The 21,899-nt window shown below is 74.1% G+C and carries 22 protein-coding genes; 12 read left to right on the top strand and 10 right to left on the bottom strand.

The genetic code is table 11. From position 1 onward, the window contains the following. Window positions 1–76: 76 nt before the first annotated feature. On the top strand, window positions 77–1,261 hold the full coding sequence (locus ABCS02_RS18855) for a metallophosphoesterase (RefSeq protein WP_345837199.1): 1,185 nt from the start codon (window positions 77–79) through the stop codon (window positions 1,259–1,261). Window positions 1,262–1,446: 185 nt separating this feature from the next. After that, window positions 1,447–2,748: a S53 family peptidase gene (locus ABCS02_RS18850; RefSeq protein ID WP_345837198.1), complete on the top strand. Its 1,302-nt coding sequence runs from the start codon at window positions 1,447–1,449 to the stop codon at window positions 2,746–2,748. A gap of 56 nt (window positions 2,749–2,804) precedes the next feature. On the opposite strand, the gene ABCS02_RS18845 is transcribed toward ABCS02_RS18850, so the two are convergent. Beyond that, complete coding sequence (locus ABCS02_RS18845; RefSeq protein ID WP_345837197.1) at window positions 2,805–3,488, bottom strand: FCD domain-containing protein; 684 nt, start codon at window positions 3,486–3,488, stop codon at window positions 2,805–2,807. Beyond that, window positions 3,485–4,216: an SDR family oxidoreductase gene (locus tag ABCS02_RS18840; protein WP_345837196.1), complete on the bottom strand. Its 732-nt coding sequence runs from the start codon at window positions 4,214–4,216 to the stop codon at window positions 3,485–3,487. Before ABCS02_RS18840 ends, ABCS02_RS18845 begins: the two co-directional genes overlap by 4 nt. A 58-nt stretch (window positions 4,217–4,274) precedes the next feature. Here ABCS02_RS18840 and ABCS02_RS18835 point away from each other — a divergent pair, with 58 nt between their 5' ends. The 7 genes from ABCS02_RS18835 (at window position 4,275) to ABCS02_RS18805 (ending at window position 11,420) form a co-directional block, all read left to right on the top strand. Further along, window positions 4,275–5,039, top strand: coding sequence for an SDR family NAD(P)-dependent oxidoreductase (locus ABCS02_RS18835; RefSeq protein ID WP_345837195.1), 765 nt, complete (start codon window positions 4,275–4,277; stop codon window positions 5,037–5,039). After that, on the top strand, window positions 5,036–5,902 hold the full coding sequence (locus ABCS02_RS18830; RefSeq protein ID WP_345837194.1) for an SMP-30/gluconolactonase/LRE family protein: 867 nt from the start codon (window positions 5,036–5,038) through the stop codon (window positions 5,900–5,902). The genes ABCS02_RS18835 and ABCS02_RS18830 overlap by 4 nt, the downstream gene beginning before the upstream one ends. 139 nt (window positions 5,903–6,041) lie before the next feature. Continuing rightward, complete coding sequence (locus ABCS02_RS18825) at window positions 6,042–6,683, top strand: peptidoglycan-binding protein (RefSeq protein WP_345837193.1); 642 nt, start codon at window positions 6,042–6,044, stop codon at window positions 6,681–6,683. A 9-nt stretch (window positions 6,684–6,692) separates the two neighbouring features. Continuing rightward, a complete protein-coding gene (locus tag ABCS02_RS18820) occupies window positions 6,693–8,969 on the top strand; it encodes a hypothetical protein (RefSeq protein WP_345837192.1) in 2,277 nt (758 codons plus the stop codon). Window positions 8,970–9,015: 46 nt separating this feature from the next. Continuing rightward, window positions 9,016–9,564, top strand: a complete 549-nt coding sequence (locus tag ABCS02_RS18815) for a VanZ family protein (protein ID WP_345837191.1) — start codon at window positions 9,016–9,018, stop codon at window positions 9,562–9,564. Between the two features lie 59 nt (window positions 9,565–9,623). Continuing rightward, window positions 9,624–10,550, top strand: a complete 927-nt coding sequence (locus tag ABCS02_RS18810) for an NAD-dependent epimerase/dehydratase family protein (RefSeq protein ID WP_345837190.1) — start codon at window positions 9,624–9,626, stop codon at window positions 10,548–10,550. 39 nt (window positions 10,551–10,589) lie between these two features. Then, window positions 10,590–11,420, top strand: a complete 831-nt coding sequence (locus ABCS02_RS18805) for an isocitrate lyase/phosphoenolpyruvate mutase family protein (protein ID WP_345837189.1) — start codon at window positions 10,590–10,592, stop codon at window positions 11,418–11,420. Here the strand turns inward: ABCS02_RS18805 and ABCS02_RS18800 are convergent. From ABCS02_RS18800 to ABCS02_RS18780, 5 genes are all read right to left on the bottom strand, one after another. Continuing rightward, entirely contained in the window at window positions 11,372–12,085 is a 714-nt protein-coding gene (locus ABCS02_RS18800) for a hemerythrin domain-containing protein (protein ID WP_345837188.1), read from the bottom strand. The two genes, ABCS02_RS18805 and ABCS02_RS18800, sit on opposite strands and share 49 nt — an antisense overlap. A 51-nt stretch (window positions 12,086–12,136) precedes the next feature. Beyond that, window positions 12,137–12,688 carry a dihydrofolate reductase family protein gene (locus tag ABCS02_RS18795; protein ID WP_345837187.1) on the bottom strand — a complete coding sequence of 184 codons (552 nt, stop codon included), beginning with the start codon at window positions 12,686–12,688 and terminating at the stop codon, window positions 12,137–12,139. 64 nt (window positions 12,689–12,752) lie between these two features. Then, on the bottom strand, window positions 12,753–13,691 hold the full coding sequence (locus tag ABCS02_RS18790) for an RNA polymerase subunit sigma-70 (protein ID WP_345837186.1): 939 nt from the start codon (window positions 13,689–13,691) through the stop codon (window positions 12,753–12,755). 34 nt (window positions 13,692–13,725) lie between these two features. Then, window positions 13,726–14,808, bottom strand: coding sequence for a PrsW family glutamic-type intramembrane protease (locus tag ABCS02_RS18785; RefSeq protein WP_345837185.1), 1,083 nt, complete (start codon window positions 14,806–14,808; stop codon window positions 13,726–13,728). 16 nt (window positions 14,809–14,824) lie between these two features. Then, window positions 14,825–15,259: an SRPBCC family protein gene (locus ABCS02_RS18780; protein WP_345837184.1), complete on the bottom strand. Its 435-nt coding sequence runs from the start codon at window positions 15,257–15,259 to the stop codon at window positions 14,825–14,827. Window positions 15,260–15,809: 550 nt separating this feature from the next. On the opposite strand from ABCS02_RS18780, the gene ABCS02_RS18775 reads away from it, so the two are divergent. The 3 genes from ABCS02_RS18775 to ABCS02_RS18765 all read left to right on the top strand — a co-directional run bounded on the left by ABCS02_RS18775 (window position 15,810) and on the right by ABCS02_RS18765 (window position 19,529). Further along, window positions 15,810–16,379 (top strand): sigma-70 family RNA polymerase sigma factor, encoded by a 570-nt coding sequence (locus ABCS02_RS18775; RefSeq protein ID WP_345837183.1) that lies wholly within the window; start codon window positions 15,810–15,812, stop codon window positions 16,377–16,379. Then, window positions 16,376–17,161, top strand: coding sequence for a hypothetical protein (locus tag ABCS02_RS18770; protein ID WP_345837182.1), 786 nt, complete (start codon window positions 16,376–16,378; stop codon window positions 17,159–17,161). The genes ABCS02_RS18775 and ABCS02_RS18770 overlap by 4 nt, the downstream gene beginning before the upstream one ends. A gap of 64 nt (window positions 17,162–17,225) precedes the next feature. Next, window positions 17,226–19,529 (top strand): FUSC family protein, encoded by a 2,304-nt coding sequence (locus ABCS02_RS18765; RefSeq protein ID WP_345837181.1) that lies wholly within the window; start codon window positions 17,226–17,228, stop codon window positions 19,527–19,529. Here ABCS02_RS18765 and ABCS02_RS18760 read toward each other — a convergent pair. The 3 genes from ABCS02_RS18760 to ABCS02_RS18750 are packed head-to-tail and all read right to left on the bottom strand — an operon-like array spanning window position 19,515 to window position 21,793. Then, complete coding sequence (locus ABCS02_RS18760; protein WP_345837180.1) at window positions 19,515–19,979, bottom strand: hypothetical protein; 465 nt, start codon at window positions 19,977–19,979, stop codon at window positions 19,515–19,517. The two genes, ABCS02_RS18765 and ABCS02_RS18760, sit on opposite strands and share 15 nt — an antisense overlap. Window positions 19,980–20,018: 39 nt before the next feature. Beyond that, a complete protein-coding gene (locus ABCS02_RS18755) occupies window positions 20,019–20,711 on the bottom strand; it encodes an ABC transporter ATP-binding protein (RefSeq protein ID WP_345837179.1) in 693 nt (230 codons plus the stop codon). Then, entirely contained in the window at window positions 20,708–21,793 is a 1,086-nt protein-coding gene (locus ABCS02_RS18750; protein WP_345837178.1) for an ABC transporter permease, read from the bottom strand. Before ABCS02_RS18750 ends, ABCS02_RS18755 begins: the two co-directional genes overlap by 4 nt. Window positions 21,794–21,899: the final 106 nt, after the last annotated feature.

The raw sequence follows: 21,899 nt of genomic DNA, 5'->3' as shown, positions 1-21,899 counted from the left end.
CACCGGTGTGACGCCCGCTGCTTCGAGGCTCGCACCTCTCCCGGGGGGTCGTCTCACCAGTCTCAGGAGGATCTCGATGCGTTCCAGAACCCGCAAGCTCTCCATGATCGCCGCGGGCGTCGTCGCCGCGACGCTCCTCGGCACGGCAGCCGCTGTCGCCGCGCCCGCGATCGACAACGGCTGGCCCTACGACTCGGCCGTCAAGGCGCAGGATGCCAAGACCTACACGCTCGCCGCGGTCGGCGACATCGCGTGCGAGCCGAACGACAGCGACAACGCCGCCAACCCGGCCGGCCTCAAGTGCGGCAGCCCGAGCCTCGGCGGCTACGACGCCGAGTTCGCGACCGCGAAGCAGGCGGACGCGATGAAGCCGGACGCCGTCGCGCTGCTCGGCGACGAGCAGTACCAGGTCGGCAAGCTCAGCGACTTCGAGGGCTCCTTCGAGCAGGCCTGGGGCGGCCTGAAGTTCCTGGAGAAGCCGGCGCCGGGCAACCACGAGTACTACTCGTACACGAAGAAGGGCGACAACGAGGCCGGCCAGAACGGCAACGGCTACTTCGCCTACTTCAACGGCCACGACCAGGCCGGCGCCCCGAACACCTCGGGACAGGCCGGCGACGACACGACGGCGAACCAGGGCTGGTACTCGTACAACCTCGGCAACTGGCACATCATCTCGCTGAACGTCGAGTGCAACTCGGCGGCCTTCGGAAACGACTGCTCCACCACGGACGGCGGCCTCCTCGCGCAGGAGACGACCTGGCTCGCGAGCGACCTGAAGAGCAACCAGCAGCAGTGCACGATCGCCTACTGGCACCAGCCGACGTTCAGCGCGACCACGGCCTCCACCGCCACGGTCGGCGCCGGGGACCCGGGCGCGGGCGGCCAGGAGGGCCAGGTGGCGGACGCCTGGTGGAAGCTGCTCTACGCCAACCACGCCACCCTGGTGCTGAACGGCCACGAGCACGCCTACGCGCACCTCAAGCCGATGAACCCCGCGGGCCAGTACGACCCGAAGAACGGCATCCCCGAGTTCATCGTCGGCACCGGAGGCGAGGCGCTCGACACCCTGGCGAAGAACGCGGACGGCAGCTACGCGAACGCCAACGTGCTCACGGGCTTCGACCAGGGCTACGGCACGATGAAGCTCACCCTGAAGCAGCACAGCTACGACTACTCGTACACCCCGGCGCTCGCCGGCGCGGGCCAGCCGGCTTCGGTGCTGAACTACTCCGACTCCGGCTCCGGCAACTGCAACTGATGCTTCGCCGAGGCGGCGGATTCTCCGCCGCCTCGGCCCCACACGGCGGAGAATCCGCCGTCTCGGAGAGCCTGAGAGCTTTCTCAGAATGGGATCGCGCGCGGTTTCTATACCGATCGGTCCACCCCGAGTTAGGGTGCATCTCGGGCCGTCGCGCTGGAGCGGCGGCGGGATAAGGGAGCAGCATGAAACGTTCGTCGTTCGTCTCACTCGGCCTCGCCATCGCCGGAGCCGCCGCGCTCGCGGTTGCGGTCACAGCGCCTGCGTCCGCGGTCACACCCAGCGCCGCGACCCCCGACACCAGCGGCGTCTACAGCGTCCACCCGATCGTCGAGAAGGCCGGGCTCTCCACCAGCGCCGTCACGCCGTCGCTCACGCCGGCCCAGTGCCTCGCGCAGACCGCCGGTCGGGTGGCGTGCCAGACCCCGGACAGCATCCGCGCCGCGTACGACATCCCGGCCACCATCAACGGCGTCCCCGCGGGCACCGGGCAGACCGTGGTCATCGTGGACGCGTTCGGCAGCCCGACCGTGCAGTCGGACCTCGCGGCGTTCTCCGGGGCGTTCGGGCTCCCGACGCCGAACCTGACGGTCTACTACCCGGGCGGCAAGCCGACCTGGACCGGCAAGGGCACGCAGCTCGGCTGGGCGGAGGAGACCTCCCTCGACGTCCAGTGGGCGCACGCGGTGGCGCCGGGCGCGAACATCGCGCTCGTCGTGGCGGCGAACGACCACGGGGCGACGATCGACAACGCCATCAAGTACGCGGTGGACAACAAGCTCGGCAACGTGCTGTCGATGAGCTTCGGCGAGGCGGACAACCTGATCTCGTCGCCGAACGCCAACAACGGGCAGACCAGCCAGGGCGAGAAGGCGTTCGTGAAGGCCGCGTCGCAGGGGATGTCGCTGTTCGCGTCCTCCGGGGACAGCGGCTCCGACAACGGCGCCGGCTTCGCGAACTTCGCGTTCCCGGCCTCCGACCCGAACGTGACCTCGGTCGGCGGCACCAACCTCTGGGCCGGCAGCGGGCTGAACCAGCCGCGCGAGACCGTGTGGGGCGACTTCGCCACCTGCCCGCTGACCTGCGCCTTCGGCGTGGTCGGCGAGACCGGCGGCGCGCCGAGCCTGTTCACGGCGAAGGGCGGATCGGACGTCGCGTACAACGCCAGCGTCTACACCGGAGTGCTCACGTACCTCGGGTTCCTCGGCGGCGACAACAACGGCCTCTACTTCTTCGGAGGCACGTCGGCGGGCTCGCCGCAGTGGGCGGCCCTGACGGCCGACACCATCCAGGCGGTCGGGCACACGGTCGGCAACGTCGGCGAGCAGGCGCAGAGCTGGGCGTCGAAGGGCCTGCTCTACGACGTGACGGTCGGTAGCAACACGACCCCGACGTACAGCGGCGGCTACTCGGCGACGGCGGGCTGGGACCGCCCGACCGGGTGGGGGACGCCGGACGTCAACGCCATCATTGCCGCGCTGAAGTAGCGCGTGACGACGGCCCCGGTGTCCAGCGGATGCCGGGGCCGTCGCACGCGCGCGCGTCAATCCCCGCGCACGATCCGCCCCATGACCTCCTCCGCCACCGCGGCCTCCCGGCCCTGGATGGCCGCCGCGACCTCCGCGTGCAGCCGCGCATCCGCCGGAGCGTCCCGCCAGCGCACCGGCGCGTGCGGCGTCCGCTCGCGCAGCGCCTCCCGCAGCACCGCCTGCAGGCGCACGAACATCCGGTTGCCGCTCGCCGCGATCACGCCGCTGTGGAACGCCGCGTCCGCCTCGAAGAACGCCGCGGCGTCCCGGCGCGCGGCCGCGTCCTCCAGATCGCGCGCGGCGGCGGCCAGCGTCGCCGCCTGCTCGGGAGTGCGCCGTGTCGCCGCGGCCCGGGCCGCCGCCGGCTCCACGGCGAGGCGGAGGTCGAGGAGCTCCGCGATCTGCGCGTCGTGGTCCGGCGAGTCGAGGCGCCAGCGGACCACGTCCCCGTCGAGGGCGTCCCAGGCCTCGCTCGCGGTCACCGTCAGGCCGACCCGCTGGCGGGCGACGAGGAGGCCGAGGGAGACCAGCACGCGCGTCGCCTCCCGCACGACGCTGCGGGAGGCGCCGGTCTGCTCCATCGCCCATTCGACGTTCACCACGCGTCCGGCCGGGAGGTCGCCCGCGATGATCGCGCGGCCGAGCCGGTCGAGGACGCGGCGGTAGGCCCGCCCGCCGTCCACCGGGGCCTCGCTCACGTCTGCGACACCGGCGACACCACCAGCTCGTCGAACCGCACGTGCGCCGGCGCCTCCAGCACGAAGCGGATGCTGCGCGCCACGTCCGCCGGCTGCAGCATCACCGCGCGGGCGTCGTCCGAGGGCACCTGCGGGCGGTGGCCGAGGAAGTCGGTGTTCACGTCGCCGGGGCAGAGGTGGCAGGACCGGACGCCGGACGCGGCCTCCTGCGCGTTGAGGGTGCGGTTCAGCGCCGACAGCCCGGACTTGGACGCGCTGTAGGCGACACCCGCGATCGGGCTGAACGCCCACGCCGAGTACGACGACACGAACACGACGACGCCGTGCGACGCGCGCAGCAGCGGCAGCGCGGCCGTGACGACGTGCGCCGGGCCGGTGAGGTTGACGCGCACGATCTCATCGAAGGTGGGGAGGTCGTGGTCGGCCCACCGGCGTTGCGGCGCGTTCAGCCCGGCGGCGAGAACGAGCGCGTCGAGCCGGCCCCAGGCGGCGGTGATCCGGTCGAGGGCGTCACGGATGACGTCGTCGGAGGTCGCGTCGCCCGGCACGATCAGCGCCGAGCCGCCCGCCTCCCGCACCGCCGCCGCGGTCTCCTCCAGCGCCGAGGCACGGCGCCCGGTGAGCGCCACCCGCCACCCGGCCTGCGCCGCCTCGATCGCCGTGGCCCGGCCGATGCCGCTGCCCGCGCCGGTGATCCACACCACGCGCCCGTCCGCGGGAGAACCCATCGCGGACCTCCTCTCACCTCGCTACGATGTCCTCAATAGTATGACTATTGGAGGTCACATGCTCATCGACTTCGCCGGGCAGGTCGTCATCGTCAGCGGGGGAGGCCGCGGCATCGGGCGCGGGCTCGTGGAGCGCTTCGCCGCCGAGAACGCCACCGTCGTCGCCCTCGACCTCGCCTTCGACGACGCCGTGGAGGAGCTCGCGCGCACGATCCGCTGCGACGTCACCGACACCGCGTCCGTCCGCGCCGCGATCGACACGGTCGAGCGCGAGTTCGGCCGCATCGACGTGCTGGTGAACAACGCCGGCGTCAACGTGGAGGGCGAGGTCGAGACGCTCGACCCCGAACGCTGGCGGGCGTGCTTCGACGTGAACGTGTTCGGGGTGTTCGCGCTGTCGCAGGCCGTGATCCCGGCGATGAAGCGGGCCGGGCGCGGCCGGATCGTCAACGCCGCCTCCTTCGCGGCGATCATCCCGAGCGTCGGCGCGGCGGCCTACGGCGCGTCCAAGGCCGCGGTCGTGCAGTTCACGCGCGTGCTCGCCTCCGAGCTCGGGCCGTGGAACATCACCGTCAACGCCTACGCGCCCGGGATGATCCCCACCGCCATGAACGGCTTCGCCGACCTCCCGGCGGCCCGCCAGAGCCGCCTGCTCGACACCCTGTCGTTGCGCCGCTGGGAGCGCCCGGAGGACGTCGCCGACCTGGTCTGCTTCCTCGCGAGCGACTATGCCGGTTACCTCACCGGCGCGCTCATCGATGTCTCCGGCGGCAAGTTCGCCACGCAGATCCCGAGCCTCGCGCACGAGCGGGCGGCCCGGTGACGGGGCCGCAGGTCCTGCACGCGCAGGTCGCGGTGGAGGCCGCAGCCGAGCACGCGGAGGGACCGCTCTGGGACGACCGCGACGGCACGCTGCTCTGGGTCGACCAGTACCGCGGCGTCGTCCGCCGCGCTCGCCCCACAACGACCGGCGCGCTCGTCGAGGAGCCGCCCTTCGAGCTCGGGATGGCCGTCGGCGCCATCGTCCCCGACCGCGCCGACCCGGACGGCGGCTGGCTGGTCGCGGCCGGCGCCGGCTTCCACCGGCTCGACCGGTCCGGCATCCTCACCCCGATCGCCGACGTCCTGCCCGACGACGGCGTCCGCCGCCGGATGAACGACGGAAAGCTCGACCCGCTCGGCCGGTTCTGGGCGGGCACCATGGCGTACGACAAGACCCCCGGCGCCGGCGCGCTCTACCGCCTCGACGGCGACCGCCCGCGGCTGATGCTCGACGGCGCGACCATCTCCAACGGCCTGGCCTGGACGCCGGACGGCGGCACCCTCTTCTACATCGACACCCCCACCAGGACGGTCCGCCGCTTCACCGTGGCCGACGACGGGCTGGGCGGCGGCGAGGTCGTCATCCGCATCCCGGCGGAGCAGGGCGCCCCCGACGGGATGTGCGTGGACGCGGAGGGCTGCCTCTGGGTCGCGCTCTGGGGCGGCGGCGCCGTGCAGCGCTACGACACCGGAGGCCGGCTGCTCGCCCGCGTGGAGGTCGCGGCCGCGCAGGTGTCGAGCTGCTGCTTCGGCGGGGCGGACCACGCGACGCTATACATCACGACCTCCGCAGAGGGGTACGACGAGGCGGCGCTGCGGGGGGATCCGGATGCGGGGAGGATCTTCGCGGTCCGGGTCGCCTGACCGTCGGGGCACCCGCGGTCGCGCGTGGGCCAGCGCATACCACGGCCTTCGGCGGAGGAAAACGGTCTTCCCGGGAACGGCAGCCGCACGTACCGTCCGCAGCGATCGGCGCGCCGCGCGCCGCGAGAGGACAGCTCCCATGAACGACGACAGCACGCCCGACCCGCAGCCGCTCTCCGCCGAGGAGCTCGCGGCGGAGGCCGCAACGCCGCTTCCCGACAAGGAGGTGGCCTCCATCCTCGACCTCAACGCCGACCTGAACCTCGGGCTCGGCCTGGTCGCCCCGGTCGACCTCGGTGTCGCGGCCAACGCCAACGTCGCCGCGCCCATCGAGGCCTCCGCCGGCGCGAACGTGCTCTCGGCAGGCTCGACGGCCGTCGCGGGCGCCGACCAGAGCGCGGGCATCCAGCAGGGCATCGCGGCCGACGCGGTCGCCAACTCCCACCAGGTGAGCGACATGGCTCCCACGGCGGACACGACCCCGGCGCCCCCGCAGCCGACCGCCACCCCCGGCTCGATCACGGACGGCAACCTCCTCAACGTGAACATCAACGCCGCCGCCGACGCGCACATCGCGGCCCCGATCAACGGCGCGGTCGCCGCGAACGCGAACGTCGCGGCGCCGATCGACGCGAGTGTCGCCGCCAACATCGGCTCGATCGACAGCCAGGCCGCCGCCGTCTCGCACCAGGACGCCGCGATCGACCAGACCATCACCGGCTCGGCGGACGCGACCGCGGGCCAGCAGTCGACCATCGGACAGCCGCCCGCGCAGCCGTAACGCACCGCCGTGACGATCGCATCGAAGCCGCCGGGGGAGAGCGTCGACCGCTCCACGGAGGTGCCCGCGCGCGCCGGGAGCGTCCAGCTGATCGGCGCGATGCGCGGCTCCGGGTACCGCGAGCCGCCGTCGCTGGCCCGTCGCAGCGACGGTCAGGTCCTCCAGCTCACGCCGCTGCTGTTCGCGATCCTCGACGAGGTCGACGGGACGCAGGACATCGGCCAGATCGCGCAACGCGTCAGCGAGCGGGTCGGCCGTGCCGTCGGCCCCGGCGACGTCGCGCACCTGGTCGACTCCTCGCTGCGCCCGCTGGGCCTCCTCACCCGCGCGGACGGCAGCGAGCCGGAGGTCAAGCGATCCTCCCCGCTGCTCGGGCTGCGGCTGCGCAAGGAGATCACCGATCCCGACCGCACCCGGCGGCTCACCGGGCCGTTCGCCCGGCTGTTCCATCCGCTCGTCGTCGTGCCGGTGATCTGCCTGTTCGTGGCGGCGTGCTGGTGGCTGCTGCTGGTGCAGGGCCTGGCGTCGGCGACGTATCACGCGTTCCAGGACCCGGGCGTCCTGCTGCTCATCGTCGCCGTGACCGTCCTGTCGGCGGGCTTCCACGAGTTCGGCCACGCGGCGGCGGCGCGGTACGGCGGCGCGACCCCCGGCCGGATGGGGATGGGCCTCTACCTGTTCTGGCCGGCGTTCTTCACCGATGTCACCGACTCGTACCGGCTCGGCCGCGCCGGCCGCGTCCGCACCGACCTCGGCGGCCTCTACTTCAACGCGATCGTCGCCGTCGCCATCGTCGGCGTCTGGTTCGCCACCCGCTGGGATGCGCTGCTGCTCGTCGTGCTCACGCAGCTCCTGCAGATGGTCCACCAGCTGCTGCCGACCGTGCGGTTCGACGGGTATCACGTGCTGGCGGACCTGACCGGTGTGCCGGACCTCTTCCAGCGCATCGGGCCGACCCTCCTCGGCCTCCTGCCGTGGCGCTGGCGTCGCCCGGAGTCCCGGACCCTCCGGCCGTGGGCGCGTGCCGTCGTCAGCGTCTGGGTGCTCGTCGTCGTCCCGATGCTGCTGTTCTCGCTGGTGGCGATGGTGCTGACGCTGCCCCGCGTGCTCGCCACGGCCTGGGCCGCGCTGGCGGAGCGGGCCCACGTGCTCGCCGTGGTGTCCAGCCGCGGCGACCTGGCCGCGGGGGCGGCGCAGCTCGTCCTCATGCTCGCGACGGCCCTGCCGATCCTGGGCACCCTCTACATCCTGTTCCGGCTCGCCCGGACCGGTCTCGTGCGGCTCTGGACGGGCACGCGCGGGAGGCCGGTGCGCCGCGGCGTCGCGGCCGCGCTCGTGCTGGCGATCATCGGCGGCCTCGCCTTCGCCTGGTGGCCGGCGCCGCAGACGTATCGCCCCATCCAGCCCTACGAGCGCGGCACGCTCACCGACATCCTCGCGCCGGCGACGCTCCAGTCGGGACGGCTCACGGCCGGCACGACGGGGGCCGTGCAGACGATCTGGCCCGGCGGCGGCGCCCGGCCGACCGCCGAGCATCCGCAGCTCGCGATGGTCCTGGTCCCGCGCGACGGCCGGTCGCCGTCCTGGGTCTTCCCGTTCACCAAGCCCGCCGCTCCGCGCCCCGGCGACAACCAGGCGCTCGCGGTGAACACCACGAACGGGTCCACGCTGTACGACGTCGCCTTCGCGCTGGTGTGGGTGACCGGCGGCCAATCGGCCCTGAACACCAACTCCGCGTACGCGTTCGCGCACTGCTCCGGCTGCACGACCGTCGCCGTGGCGTTCCAGGTGGTGATCATCGTCGGAGAGACGCACGTCGTCGTGCCGCAGAACCTGGCGGTGGCGGCCAACTACGGCTGCGTCGACTGCGTGACCGCCGCCCTGGCGAACCAGCTGGTGCTGACGGTGACTAGCCGGCCCGACGCCGCGACGATGAGCCGGATCGCCGCGCTCTGGGCGAAGATCATGGCCTACTCGCACGACCTCCAGGGCCTCGGGCTGTCGGCGGTGCAATCGCAGCTGCTCGTCTTCGAGCAGGAGCTGAAGGACATCATCGCTCACGATCCGGCTGCCGTTCAGGTCCCGGGCGGTGGAGCGACCTCGGTACCGGCGCCTGCTCCCTCGCCAGCGCCCACCGGCTCGGGAGCGACGGGAAGCACCCCCGGGCCGACCGCGAATCCCGGGCCCGTTCCCGCGCCCGCGCCTGCTCCGACGGGGACGCCGGCGCCGCAGCCGACCGCCACCCCAGTGCCCACGGCGACGCCGGTCCCGACCGCCACGCCGTGAGGCTGCCGTGCAGCCGGTGGAAAGGTCAACCCGCTAGCGTCCTCTCGTGCCCAGCCAGCCGCTCACCGAGACCCCGCCCTCCACGACCCGGGCGAAGGTGGAGTCCGCCGTCATCTGGGTGGCGTTCGCGCTCTCCCTGCTGTTCCTGGCGAAGCTGCTGCTGTTCTCCCGGGTGCCGGGCTCCGAGCGGTCACTCAACCTGGTCCCGTTCGCGAGCATCGCCGACTACCTCGGCGGTCCCGCGAGCGTGCGGCGCTTCGCGTTCGCCAACATCGCCGGGAACATCCTCGCTTTCGTGCCGCTCGGCGCATATCTGACGTTCCTGCGGCGCAGGGCGCGGTTGTGGTCGAACCTGCTGATCGTCGCGGCCGTGAGCGTGGCCGTGGAGGTCCTCCAGTGGGTGCTCGCCGTCGGGGCGTCCGACATCGACGACGTCATCCTGAACTGCGTCGGCGGCTTGATCGGGGTGCTCGCCGTCGTCGGGCTGCGGCGTGCGCTTCGGTTCGAGGTCGTGCGCACGGTGATCGCGGTCGCGTCGGTGCTCGCCGTGCCGGTGCTGGGGTTCCTCGGGTTCGTGGTGCGGCTGCGGCTGTGACCTGACACGGAGGCGCGCGCGGCCCTAGGTTGGTCCTGACCCCAACGAGAGGACCCCTGATGAGCGCCGACCGTCACGTCGTCCTGGGCGGCAACGGCGTGGCCGGGCGGGAGACCGTGCGTGCGCTCGTCCGGGCCGGGCGGTCCCCGGTCTCGGTCGGACGCCGCCCCGCGGCGGTCGACGGCGCGACGTCCGCCACCGCCGACCTCCTCGACGCCGCCGACGTGGCGCGGGTGCTGGACGGCGCGGAGGTCGCCTACCTGGTCGTGGCCCCGGCGTACTCGGCGCGGGTGTGGGCGCAGCAGTGGCCCGTCATCACGCGGAACGTGGTGGACGCCGCGCTCCAGTACGGGGTGCGGCTGGTGTACCTCGACAACGTGTACGCGTACGGCGAGCTGCGCGGCCCGATGACCGAGCAGACCGAGCTCCGCCCGAACAGCCGCAAGGGTGCGATCCGCGCCGACGTGGTGCGCGCGCTGGACGCCGCCGCCGCGCGCGGGCTCGATGTGACGATCGGCCGCAGCGCCGACTTCTACGGCCCGGGAGCCGACACGAGCGCCTTCGACATGTTCGGCCTCGCCCCGATCGCCCGCGGCAAGGCGGGCTCCTGGCTCGTGGACGCCGACCGGCCGCACTCGCTCACCTACACGCCCGACGTCGGTGCGGCGCTCGCCGTGCTCGGCACGGAGCCCGCCGCGGGTGGCCGCACCTGGCACCTGCCGACCGCGCCGGCGCTGACCGGCCGCGAGTACCTCCGCCTCGCCGCCGGCCCCTCCGCGCGCGTGAAGGTCATCGGCCGCGGCACCCTCCGGATCGGCGCCCTCTTCAGCACACCGGCCCGCGAGACGCTGGAGATGGCCTACCAGTACGAGGCGCCGTACCTCTTCGACTCGACCGCGTTCGAGAGCGCCTTCGGCGTGACGGCGACGCCGGTCGAGGAGGGGATCGCGGCGACGCTGCGGGCGCTGAGGGCGACGGCGCGCTGAACGGAGTACCCTCCCACCCAACGAGGGGAGTCCCCACCCATGACCGTCCGCGACCTCGCCGCGTTCCGCGACCTGCACCACGGGGACCAGCCGCTCCTGCTCCCGAACGCGTGGGACGCGGGCAGCGCCATCGCCTTCGCCGCCGCCGGCTTCCCCGCCGTCGGCACGACGAGTTTCGGCGTCAACGCGTCCGCCGGGCGTCCCGATGCCGGCAGCGCCAGCCGGGACGCCACCGTCGCGCTCGTCCGCCGGATCGCTACGCTCGACGTCTTCCTGACCGCCGACATCGAGGACGGCTACAGCGACGATCCGTCAGCGGTCGCCGCCTTCGTGGCCGCGCTCGCCGCGGACGGCGTGGTCGGCGTGAACCTGGAGGACTCCGCGGACGGGCACCTCGTCGACCCTTCCATCCCCGCGGCGAAGATCGCGGCCGTCAAGCGGGAGGCCCCCGGCGTCTTCGTCAACGCGCGCGTCGACTCCTACTGGTTCCACGAGGACGACACGGTGGAGGCGGTCGCGGCGCGGGCCGCGACCTATGCCGACGCGGGGGCGGACGGGATCTTCGTGCCCGGCGTCACCGACCCCGCCACCATCGAGCGGCTCGCCGCCGCCATCGCGCTGCCGCTGAACGTGCTGGTCGTCCCCGGGCTCGGCCTGGACGACCTCCAGGTGCTCGGCGTCCGGCGGGTCAGCACCGGCTCGCTGCCGTACCGGGTGGCGATCGACGCGGCGGTGGATGTGGCCGAGGCGGTGCGCGACGGGCGGGACGTGCCGGTCGCGACCTCCTATGCGGAGTCGCAGCAGCGGCTGATCGCGTTCGCTCAGCGGGCGGACGCGGACGGCGACCGGCCTTCCAGCGCCGCACGGTAGCGCCGGTAGCGCGGGCGACCCACCCACCGCCAGATCAGGACCACCGGCGCGGGCAGGTTCTTCTTCATCCAGACGTCGCCGCCGTCCGGCTGGGCCGCGAGGATCGCGCCCAGCATGTTCCACTGCTGGCCCTTCGGCGTGCTGCGGCGGCCGTGGTCGGCGAACCATTTCTCCTCGTCCTTCGTGACCACGTGCTCCATGACCGGGACGATGTTCGCCTCCTCGTCGGGGAGGTGCTCGGCGAGCGCGGCGTTGATCCCCGCGAGCGCCGACCGCACCGGCTCGACGGTCGCGGCCCCCGGAGCAGCGCGCCAGCCGGGCAGCGCGGCGTCGAGCGCGGTCAGGTGCACGAGCATCGCCGCGTGCTGCCGCTTCATCCGCTCGACGTGGAGGGCGCACGACGGAGCGCGCTCGTCGATCGCCGGCCACAGCCTCGCGTCCTCGCCCTCGTGGTGGGCGTGCAGCGAGACCGAGATGAGGTCGAGCTGGGACGCGACGACGTCGGCGTGGGCACTGTCGCCGTCGGCCACGCCGTCCACCAGGCCGCCCGCCTCGCCGAACGCGTGCCGGTAGAGCCGGAGGATGTCGATCATCCCGCCGGCGTCGCAGGTCTTCGGGCCGTCGAGCGGGGGCTCGCCGGCCGAGGGGAGGGGGGTCGCGGCCATGTGCAGAATCTACGGCGCAGGCGGGTCCCGCGGGCACCCCCGAACCGGACGCTACGCCCTCCGGTACCGCGTCAGGCTCGCGGGCCCCACCTGCTCCGACGAGGTCAGCGTGAGGAGCGCCCCGTCCGGGAACAGCCGCCGCCCCGCGCCGACCGCGGTCGGGAAGGTCAGCAGCCGGTACTCGTCGACGCGGTCGGCCGCGGCCAGCGGGCCGACCAGGGTGCCGCTGCCGATGACGACCACGTCGCGCTGCGGCAGCGTCGCGTTTAGCCAGTCCTCCAGCGGCCCCGCGACCTGCTCGCTGTTCGACCAGCGCGCGACATCCACCGAGGTGCCGCTCACGACCGCCTTCGCCGCGCGGTTCATCGACCGCGAGAAGTCGTCGTCGCGCGCCGGCCACAGCCTGCTGAACTGCTCCCAGGTGCGGCGCCCGAACAGCAGCGTCCCGGTCTCCAGGATCGCGCCGAGTCGGAACTTGTCCCCCGCGACGCCCTGCGGCCCGAAGCGCATCGCCCAGCCGCCGAACGGCGCGCCGCCGCTGCCGTCCGGGTCCTCCACGACCCCGTCGAGCGTGATGAACTGCACGACGATCAGCTCTCCCATGATGGTCCTCCTGACGACACCGCCTCTCGGTGTCATCAGTGGATACGTGCGGGAGGGCCGGAAATCATCGCACGGCTGCAGCGTCCTCCTCGAACAGGGCGAACAGCCGGGGATGCTGGTACACGAGCACATGCCCGATCGCGCCGCCGGCGTCCCCGTCGAAGAGCTGGAGCGTGTGCGGCTCGCGCGCCTCCCCGACACCCCGGTAGAGCAGGAAGCCCGGCTGCCCGCCCGCCGAGATCGGGGTGGTCGACCACTCGACGCCGCGCCAGGAGAACAGGTGCGCCATGAACGCCAGGTACGGCGCGACGCCGATCGACCAGTCCGGCACGGGCGGCATCTCGAACACCAGGTCGTCGGCGACCAGGGAGGCCAGCGCGTCCACGTCGGCCCGCTCGATCGCGCGGGCGTAGCCTTCGACGGCCCCGGGCGCGGGCGGATGCGCGCGTTCGACCCCGGCGGCGATCGCGGCGCGCGCCCGCTGGAGCGCGGAGTTCGCCGACGCCACCGACACCTCCAGCACCGCGGCCGTCTCGGCGGCGCTGAGCTCGATCACGTCGCGGAGGACGAAGGCTCCGCGCTGCACGGGCGACAGGTACTGCAGCATCGCGGTCACCGCGAACCGCACCTCCTCGCGGCGCTCGGCGCGGCCCTCGACCTCCGAGGCGGCCGCCCAGCCGGTCGGCGCCGGCAGCAGCCACGGCACGTCGAGCGCGGGCACCAGCGGGGCGCCGGCCTCCAGCCTGGGATCCCGGAGGTCGCGCGGCAGGGGTCGCCGCGGCGCCTCCCGCAGCCGGTCGAGGCAGACGTTGCGGGCGATCCGGTAGCACCAGGTCGAGAGCGACCCCTTGGCCGGGTCGAAGGTGTCGCGGGCGCGCCAGCTGCGCTCCAGGGCGTCCTGCGCCGCGTCCTCCGCCTCGAACGGCGAGCCGAGGAGCTGGTAGCAGAAGGCCGTCAACCCACGCCGGAGGCCGCCGAGCGCCGCCTCGTCGAATGCCGTCATGCGCCGATCCTAGGGCGGGGGAGTCGCCGCGCGTTCAGCCCCAGGCGGAGGTCGCAGCCGCGGCCGCGGCCTCCCTCCTCCGCACGCGCCGCACCACGTACAGCCAGGTGAGCCCGCTCCCCGCCGCGAACGCCAGCGAGAGCAGAATCACGAGGAGCCCGGTCGCCGGGCCGAGGGCGCGCACGCTCGCCGTCCACTGCAGCGCGTCGAACAGGCCGTGCGCGGCGGCGACGCCGAGGTACGCCGCCACCACACCGAACGTGATCCGGAACCGGCCGTCCCGCGCCGCGCCGAACACCGCCGCACCGAGCAGCGCGGAGAACACCGGATGGAGGAACGGTCCGCTGAGCTGGCGGGCCGCCGTCGTGGTGAGGAACAGCCCGAGCCCCGCGCCGTCGGCCTGCCCGAGTGCGAACGACTGCTGGAGGTAGCCGAGGTTCTCGATGACGCTGAAGCCGAGGCCCACCGCCCCGCCGACGAACAGTCCGATCCGGGCGTTCTTGACCGGCAGTCGCAGGCAGAGCAGCACGGCGCAGAGCATCTTGGCCAGCTCCTCCACCAGACCGGCGCAGGCCAGCACGGCGAGGCTGGGACGCAGCGAGGACCCTCCGGCCGCGATGTCGATGAGGCCCTCGACCGGCAGCACCAGGAGGGTCGCGACCGTGCCGCCGAGCAACGCGACCGTGACGAGGCGCGGAACGCTGAGCCGGTCCTCCGGCCGCAGCTTGTAGGCCATCGTGTAGAAGATGGCGGCGGCCGCAGTGCCGCTGCCGGTCACCAGCAGGTACGGCGAGAGGACCGGCGGCGCGCCATCGTGCGCGTGCGGGGCGAGCACGGAGAACAGGAGGCTGAGGCCGAACAGCCACAGCCACACCGCGGCGCTGCCCGCGACGATCAGCCAGCCTCCCCAGCGGCCCAGCCACTTGGTGCGGCGCGGGGAGCCGGAGGACGCGGTGGAGACCGTCTGCACGGCGCCCGACTGCGCCGCCGTCGAGGCCTGCCCCGCAGCCGGCCAGGTGTACCCCGTCCACGACCCGCCGCTCCACCAGCGGTACGACGGCGCGGGAGTCGGGTCGGGATACCAGCCGGGCGGCGGCGGAGGCGGCAGGACGCTCATCCTGTCAGGATAGGGATCAGTTCCCCTCGATCGCCGCTTTGAGCTTCGGGAGCTGTCCGACCTCGGCCGTCATCGTCTTCTCGATCATCCCATTCATCAGCTTCTTCAGCCCGGTCGGGGTGTAGTCGAGCGCGAACAGCACGCGCGTGCCCGTCCCGTCCGCGGTGAGCGTGTAGACGCCCTCGGGACGCGCCGGCCCGGTGATGACCTCGAACCGCAGCTCCTGGCCGGGGACGGCGGACGTGATCCGGTAGTCGCCCGCGATAGGCCGTCCTCCCGGCCCGGTGAGCGTCTGCGCGTACACGGCGCCGAGCTCGCCCGCCGTCCCGCTGCGCAGCGAGACCTCCTTCACCCCGGCCCGCCAGCGCGGGTTGTTCAGGCCGTCGGCCAGGAACGCGTACACCTCCGCCGGGGACCGGTCGATGGTGATGGTGCCGTCTGCGTGCGCCATGCCTGCTCCTTCTGCGGCGCCGTCCGTCGGCGCGCTGCCCCGATTATGGCCCCTGCGGAAATCTTCCGCTCCCGCGTAACCTTTCGCGCCTCCCGGCGATTAAGTCACCGAGGGCGTCGGCCTTCCCCGGATATCAGGAAGGACCCGGATGCCCCCCACGACCCCCGCCCCCACCTCCGTCTCCGCCGCCCCCGCGGAGCCGGCGCCGGGGGCGGGTGCCATCGCGGCGTGCTGTGCGACTTCGGTCGTCCCCGTGAAGTCCGCCGCCCATCGTCCCCGTGTCACCGCTCCGGTCGGCGTCCGCTTCGCGGAAGTCCCGGTCGGGCTGGAGGGAACCGCTGCGCCAACCCCCCGGGGCGCGCGGATCCCGACCGGCCCGGCCGGGGCGTCGTACGGCGCGCGGAAGGCGTAGACGATGGACCACTGCCTGCCGCGGGCTCGGGTTCTCGCGGCGGGTGGTGGTGATGGTGGCACCGCGCTGCGCTCAGCGGTCGGCCTCCTCCCGTCGGAGTGGCTGATCCCACTAGAGTGGCCGCGTGAGGCCCGGCCCGTGAAGGAGCGCGCGCACCGCGACACCGGCGGTACCGCCGTGCTGTTCACCGACGCCTACCGCACCCACGCGGCGTCGCTGCTGGCCTACCTCCGCTCGCAGGGCGTGGACGATCCGGAGGCCGTGACGCAGGACGTCTTCGTCGCGCTCTACCCGCGGCTGGAGTCGCTCTCCGGAGGGCGGGACGGCCTCCGCGCCCTCCTCTTCACCATCGCGCACGCCCGGGTGGTCGACCACCACCGGCGGCGCTCCCGCGTGCCGGTCGCCGTCGCCTACGACCCGCTCACCGACACCCGCAGCACGCCGTCCGCCGAGGACGACGTCGTGCACGGCGACACCGGCGTCGCCGAGCTGCTCGCCCGGCTGACCCCCGAGTACCGCGACGTGGTCGCGCTGCGCGTCCTGGCCGACCTCAGCGTCGAGGAGGTCGCCGGGATCATGGGCCGCACTCCCGGGGCGGTCAAGCAGCTCCAGCGCCGGGCCCTGCTCGCGCTGCGCCGCGAGGTCGCGAGCGATGACGAGGCGGCCGCGCTGGTGGACGCCGGCCGGGAACCGGAGGAGGTGCGATGACCGCGAACCCTGCCGACGACCCGGTGCTGCGCCTCCTTCAGGAGGCCGGCCTGGAGGACGACGCGGCGCTCGCCGCCCTCCTCGACGAGCTGAAGGCGACCGCCGCCGCGGAGCCGCCCGCGCCGTCGCGCGACGTCGCGCGGCTGATGTCCGGCCGTCGCCCGGCACGCTCGTCGTGGTTCGCCCGGCGCGGGGCGCGGACGACCACGGTGGTGCTCCTGGCCGCGGCGCTGGCCGGGGGAGCGTCCGCGGCCGCGGCGGCGAGCCCCGCGTTCCACGCGGTCGTCGGCGACGCGATCTCCAGCCTGGCGAAGCTCGTCGGGCCTCCCGCGCATCCGACGCCCGCCGCGCCAGCGCCGGGGCATGACGAGGCGAACGAGGCGACCCCGTCGCCGCGGAACCGGGGAGACCACCGCGGCTCGACGTCGGCCGGGGCCGGCGACGCCCACGGGAGCCAGGCTGCGCCGCCCTCGACGGCGGCGCAGGAGCAGTCCGCGCCGGGAGCCCCGCTCGGCGCGGGGTCGCAGGCGGGCGCGGGCGGAGCGGGCGCGGCAGGCGACGACCCCGGCCGGAGCGGAGGCACGAGCAGCGGCTCGGGCCAGGGCCAGGGCGGCGGTGGAGGTCAGGGCGACGACCAGGGAGCCTCCGGCGCGTCGTCCACACAGAAGCAGGCCCCCGCGCACCACGAGCCTGCTCCCACGCCGTCCCCCCAGCCCCCGGCGGCCGGCTCGCAGACCAGTCAGCCCGGCGGGGGCGGCTCGGCAGCGGGCTCCGACCGCTGACCTCCACCACTCCGCGGGCGGCGCGCACCGGGCTAGGGTGTGCGGTGACGAGCGAGGAGGGTGGATGCGTGCGGCGGATTGGCTGAGGCGACACGACCCCGACTTCGCCGCCCTGCGCCGCGCCGGCCGTGCCGCGATCGTCATGCCCGTGCTGTTCGCGTTCGGGATCGTCGTCCTCCACGACGGGCAGGTCGCCACGTTCGCGTCCTTCGGATCGTTCGCGATGCTGCTCCTCGTCGACTTCAGCGGGCCGCTCGTGGACCGGGTGCAGGCCCAGCTCGCGCTCGCCGTGGCGGGCGCGGTGCTCGTCTGCCTCGGCACGCTCGCGTCACGGCCGGTCTGGCTGTCCGCCGTCGGGATGGCCGTCGTGGCGTTCCTCGTGCTCTTCGCGGGCTCGGTGAGCTCGGTCACGGCCTCGGCGAGCACGGCCCTGCTGCTGGCGTTCATCCTGCCGGTCACGCTTCCCGGGACCGTCGCCGCGATCGGCCCGCGCCTGCTCGGCTGGGGGATCGCCGCGGTCGTGGCGGTGGTCGCGATCGTCGCGCTCTGGCCGGCGCCCGCGCGGGAGCCGCTGCGCGCGCCCGCCGTCGACGCCTGCCGGGCGCTCGCAGCGCGGCTGCGGGCCGAGGCCGCGGCGATGCTCCGCGCCGGCAGCCCCGACCTCGCGGCCGAGCGCGACCGCGCCGTCGCGGCGGCCGACGCCGCGGTCGACGCCCTGCACACCGCGTTCCTGCGCACGCCGTACCGGCCGACCGGCCTCAGCACGTCGGCGCGGACGATCGTCCGGCTGGTGGATGAGCTGAACTGGCTGAACTCCGTGATCGCCCAGTTCGACCACGTCAAGATCACGGCGGCGATCCACGGTCCCGTCCACGTCGCCGCGTTCGAGGTGAAGAGCACGTCGGCCGCGGTGCTGGAGGAGGGCGCGACCCTCCTCGCGCAGCACGGCGGCGACCCCGCCGCCCTGGACGCCGCGCTCACCCTCCTGGTGGAGGCGCGCACCGGCGTGGAGGCCGCCACGATGGCGCTCCCGGTCGGCCCCGGTCCGGACGGCGGCCGCCGGGCCGCCGACGAGGTCGTGACCGCGCTCGACCCGGGCTTCCGCGCGCAGGAGCTCGCCCAGGCGGTCGAGACGGTCGCCGGGAACATCGCGCTCACGGCGCGCGCGGAGCGCCGCACCTGGTGGCAGCGCCTCGTGGGGCGGCAGCCCGGCGACCTGGCCGGCCCCGTCGCCGCCGCCGCCGAGCGCGCGAGCGGCTTCATCGGCTGGAACTCGGTGTGGCTCCGCAACAGCATCCGCGGCGCCATCGCCCTCGGGCTGGCTGTGGCGCTGGCGAACCTCACCGGCGTGCAGCACTCGTTCTGGGTCGTGCTCGGCACGCTCTCCGTGCTCCGCTCGAACGCGCTGAGCACCGGCCAGACCGTGCTGCGCGGTGTGGTCGGCACCGCGGTCGGCGTGCTGGTCGGCGCGCTCGCGATGCTCGCCATCGGCGACAACCGGGTCGTGATCTGGGTGCTGCTCCCGGTCGCCGTCCTGGTGGCGGGCATCGCGCCCGCCGCCATCTCGTTCGCCGCGGGGCAGGCCGCGTTCACCATCCTGCTGGTGCTGCTGTTCAACCTCATCGCGCCGTCCGGGTGGACGGTCGGCCTGATCCGCATCGAGGACATCGCGCTCGGCTGCGCCGTGAGCCTGATCGTCGGGCTGCTGTTCTGGCCGCGGGGAGCGGCCGCGTCGCTCCGGCAGGCGCTGGCGGAGGCGTACCGGGAGAGCGTGCGCTACCTCGGCGCGACCGTCGCTTACGGGCTGGCACGGTGCGAGACGAACGCGGCCGGGCATCCGGAGCCCCGGCAGCAGGCGCTCCGGGCGGCCGCCGCCGCTCGTCGGCTGGACGACGCCTTCCGCACCTACCTGGGCGAGCGCGGCAGCAAGCAGCGTCCACTGGCGGAGGTGTCGGCGTCGGTCGGCGGCGTCGCCGGGGTCCGACTGGCGAGCGACGCCATCCTCGACCTCTGGCGCCGGCAGGAGGTCGCGGGCGACGAGCGCGAGGGCGCCCGCCGGTCGTTGGAGGACTCCCTCATGCGGCTCGACGGCTGGTACGACCAGCTCGCGTCGAGCCTGGTCGCGCGCGAGCCGCTCCCCGCGCCCTCGCCGTCCGACCCGGAGGACCGCCACCGGCTGGCCGACGTCGTCGCGGACGACCTCGGCGACGGCTCAGGCCACATCGTCGCGCGGGCCGTCCGGATCATCTGGACGGGCGACTACCTCGACGTCGTGCGCCGCCTGGAGTCGGTGATCGTCGGACCGGTGGACGCGCTGGGCGACGACCTGGTGGCCGGGAGGCGGGGCCCCGGCTCACGGATGCGGTGACTTCGTGTGCCCGGGAGCCGACCCGCTCTTGCCCGCCGCGGGCGCAGCGGGAGCGGGGGCCGGGGCTGGAGCCGGCGCCTGAACGACCGCGGCGGGCGGCGGAGCAACGGGCGAGGGCGTGACGGCGGCCGCCGGCGGCGCCACGACCGCGGGGTCCTGCGGGACAGCCGTCGCCGGCGTCGGGACAGCGTGCGGGGTCGGCCGCGACGACGTGCCGCTCTGCGCCGGAGGCGCACTCGGGCCGTGCCCGGCGCTCTCCTGCGGCGTGCTCAGCAGGGCGAGCACGTCGATGTGCGGCCCGGTCGCGAACAGCGTGAGCCCGAGTCCGACGCTCAGGGTGAGCGCGACGACCACGAGTCCGCCGTTCGCCCGGGACTTCCGGCGGCGCGTGCGGCGGACGGGCGCCGCGATCACCGGGTCGGCCGAATGCCGTCCCCTCGTCTCGCTCACGCCTCTCACCTGCACGGTCACGCAGTTTAGACGACGCCCCTAAACAGGCTCTGGGACCCCCGTGACCCGCCCGTCCACCACCGTGACCAGCTCGTCCAGTGCGGGCGACTGGACGAGGTCGTGCGTGACCAGCAGCGTCGCGGTGCCGCGTTCGTGCGTGAGCCGGGCGATCAGATCCATCACCGCGGCGCCGCTCTCCTGGTCGAGCGCGCTCGTCGGCTCGTCCACCAGCAGCACCTGCGGGCTGCGGACGAGGGCGCGGGCGATGGCGACGCGCTGCCGCTGGCCTCCCGAGAGCTGGGCGGGCCGCTTGTCCGCGTGCGCGCCCAGCCCGACCGCGTCGAGCAGCTCGTCCACCCGCTCGCGCACCTGCGCCCTGGCGGCCCGGCGCCGCGAACCGCCGAGCTCGCCCATCACCCGGAGCTGCTCGCGCGCGGTGAGGGAGGCCAGCAGGTTGGACTGCTGGAACACGATCCCGATCCGCTCGCGGCGCAGGCTCGTGGCCTGCTCCGCCGTCAGCGCCGCCGCGTCCTCCCCGCCGATCAGCACGCTGCCCGAGTCCGGGCGGATGAGCGTGGCGGCCAGCGCGAGGATGCTGGACTTGCCGGAGCCGGACGGCCCGGTGATCCCGGTGACCACCCCGCGGCGGCCGTGCAGGGTGACGTGGTCGACCGCGGTGACGCGGGCGGCTCCGTCGGGGAAGGTGAGGGTGACGTCGTCGAGGGTGATCATCGGTTGCTCCCGAGTGCGGTGAGTGGGTCGGCGGAGGTGACGGTGCGGAGGGCGAAGGCCGCGCCCGCGAGCCCCAGCAGGGTCATCGCGACGGCGGGGACCACCGTGGTGAGCGGCGCGACGAGGAAGGGGAGCGCGCCGGAGGCCAGTGCCCCGAGTCCGAGGACGACCAGCATCCCCGCGCCGATCCCGGCTACCAGCACGACGAGCGCCTGCCCGAGCGCGTCGGCCACGAGAGACCGCTGCGTGGCGCCGAGCGCCTTGAGCACGGCGATGTCGCCGGAGCGCTGCATCGTCCAGACCGTGAAGAAGGCGCCGACGACGAGCGCGGAGATGCCGAACAGCATCGCGACCATGAGGCCGAGCGAGCCGATCTCGCTCTTGAACGTCTCGAGCGCGGTCAGGCTCAGGAGGGCCGGCTGGGCGGACGTGCCGGTGCGGCTCGCGACAGCGTCCCACTGAGGGCTGCCCGACACGGCCAGGACGGTCGGTTCGCCGTCGCCGCCCATCCGCTTGTCGGCGGCGGCCCAGGCGTCCGGGGTCAGCGCGATCACCGGGGTGTGGCTGTACCAGGCGTCGCCGCCGACGGTCGCGACGCGGTAGCCGGCGCCGAGGATCGAGACGGTGTCGCCGACGGCCGCGTGGAGGTCCTTCGCCGCACCGGCGGAGAGGCCGACCTCGGTGTCCGCGGTGGGGGCGAGGCGGGTGAGCGCGGTCGCACCGGTGTCGCCGGCGTCGGCGCTGAGGCCGAAGAGCGCGACGCCGGCCGAGGCGCCGTCCTGCGTCGCACGCGACTGCGCGATGCCGACCGGCACGGCGGCCGTCACGCCGCCGGCCTGCCGCCACGTGTCGACGGCCGACGCGGACAGCGCCGACTCGCCGAAGCTCGCCGCGCCTCCCGCCGGCTTCTCCAGCACGAGCCGGTCGCCCGGGAGGCCGAGGACCGCGGAGACGTTCTGGGCCGCGAGGCCGCCGGTGAGGCCGGCGAGGAAGCCGACCAGCACGGTGATGAGGGCGACGACGCCGCCGATGAGGATGAACCGGCCGCGGGCGTGCCGGAGGTCGCGCCAGGCGACGAACACGAGGAGTCCTTTCTGCGGGGCGGAGCGGTTCCGCCCGTGTCCCTTCAGCCTTCGCCCTCCGCTCGCGCGTCACATCGTCGTTCCGGTCGAACCTCCTCTCCGACTT

This window comes from Microbacterium sp. X-17 (assembly GCF_039615055.1).
This window is presented reverse-complemented; position numbering and strand designations above follow the sequence as displayed.

Coding starts and splice junctions, on each gene's coding strand:
- ABCS02_RS18825 (WP_345837193.1), top strand. CDS start 6,042: ATGAACGACGACAGCACGCCCGACCCGCAGCCGCTCTCCGCCGAGGAG.
- ABCS02_RS18855 (WP_345837199.1), top strand. CDS start 77: ATGCGTTCCAGAACCCGCAAGCTCTCCATGATCGCCGCGGGCGTCGTC.
- ABCS02_RS18795 (WP_345837187.1), bottom strand. CDS start 12,688: ATGGGAGAGCTGATCGTCGTGCAGTTCATCACGCTCGACGGGGTCGTG.
- ABCS02_RS18805 (WP_345837189.1), top strand. CDS start 10,590: ATGACCGTCCGCGACCTCGCCGCGTTCCGCGACCTGCACCACGGGGAC.
- ABCS02_RS18810 (WP_345837190.1), top strand. CDS start 9,624: ATGAGCGCCGACCGTCACGTCGTCCTGGGCGGCAACGGCGTGGCCGGG.
- ABCS02_RS18790 (WP_345837186.1), bottom strand. CDS start 13,691: ATGACGGCATTCGACGAGGCGGCGCTCGGCGGCCTCCGGCGTGGGTTG.
- ABCS02_RS18755 (WP_345837179.1), bottom strand. CDS start 20,711: ATGATCACCCTCGACGACGTCACCCTCACCTTCCCCGACGGAGCCGCC.
- ABCS02_RS18765 (WP_345837181.1), top strand. CDS start 17,226: ATGCGTGCGGCGGATTGGCTGAGGCGACACGACCCCGACTTCGCCGCC.
- ABCS02_RS18770 (WP_345837182.1), top strand. CDS start 16,376: ATGACCGCGAACCCTGCCGACGACCCGGTGCTGCGCCTCCTTCAGGAG.
- ABCS02_RS18785 (WP_345837185.1), bottom strand. CDS start 14,808: ATGAGCGTCCTGCCGCCTCCGCCGCCGCCCGGCTGGTATCCCGACCCG.
- ABCS02_RS18800 (WP_345837188.1), bottom strand. CDS start 12,085: ATGGCCGCGACCCCCCTCCCCTCGGCCGGCGAGCCCCCGCTCGACGGC.
- ABCS02_RS18850 (WP_345837198.1), top strand. CDS start 1,447: ATGAAACGTTCGTCGTTCGTCTCACTCGGCCTCGCCATCGCCGGAGCC.
- ABCS02_RS18835 (WP_345837195.1), top strand. CDS start 4,275: ATGCTCATCGACTTCGCCGGGCAGGTCGTCATCGTCAGCGGGGGAGGC.
- ABCS02_RS18840 (WP_345837196.1), bottom strand. CDS start 4,216: ATGGGTTCTCCCGCGGACGGGCGCGTGGTGTGGATCACCGGCGCGGGC.
- ABCS02_RS18780 (WP_345837184.1), bottom strand. CDS start 15,259: ATGGCGCACGCAGACGGCACCATCACCATCGACCGGTCCCCGGCGGAG.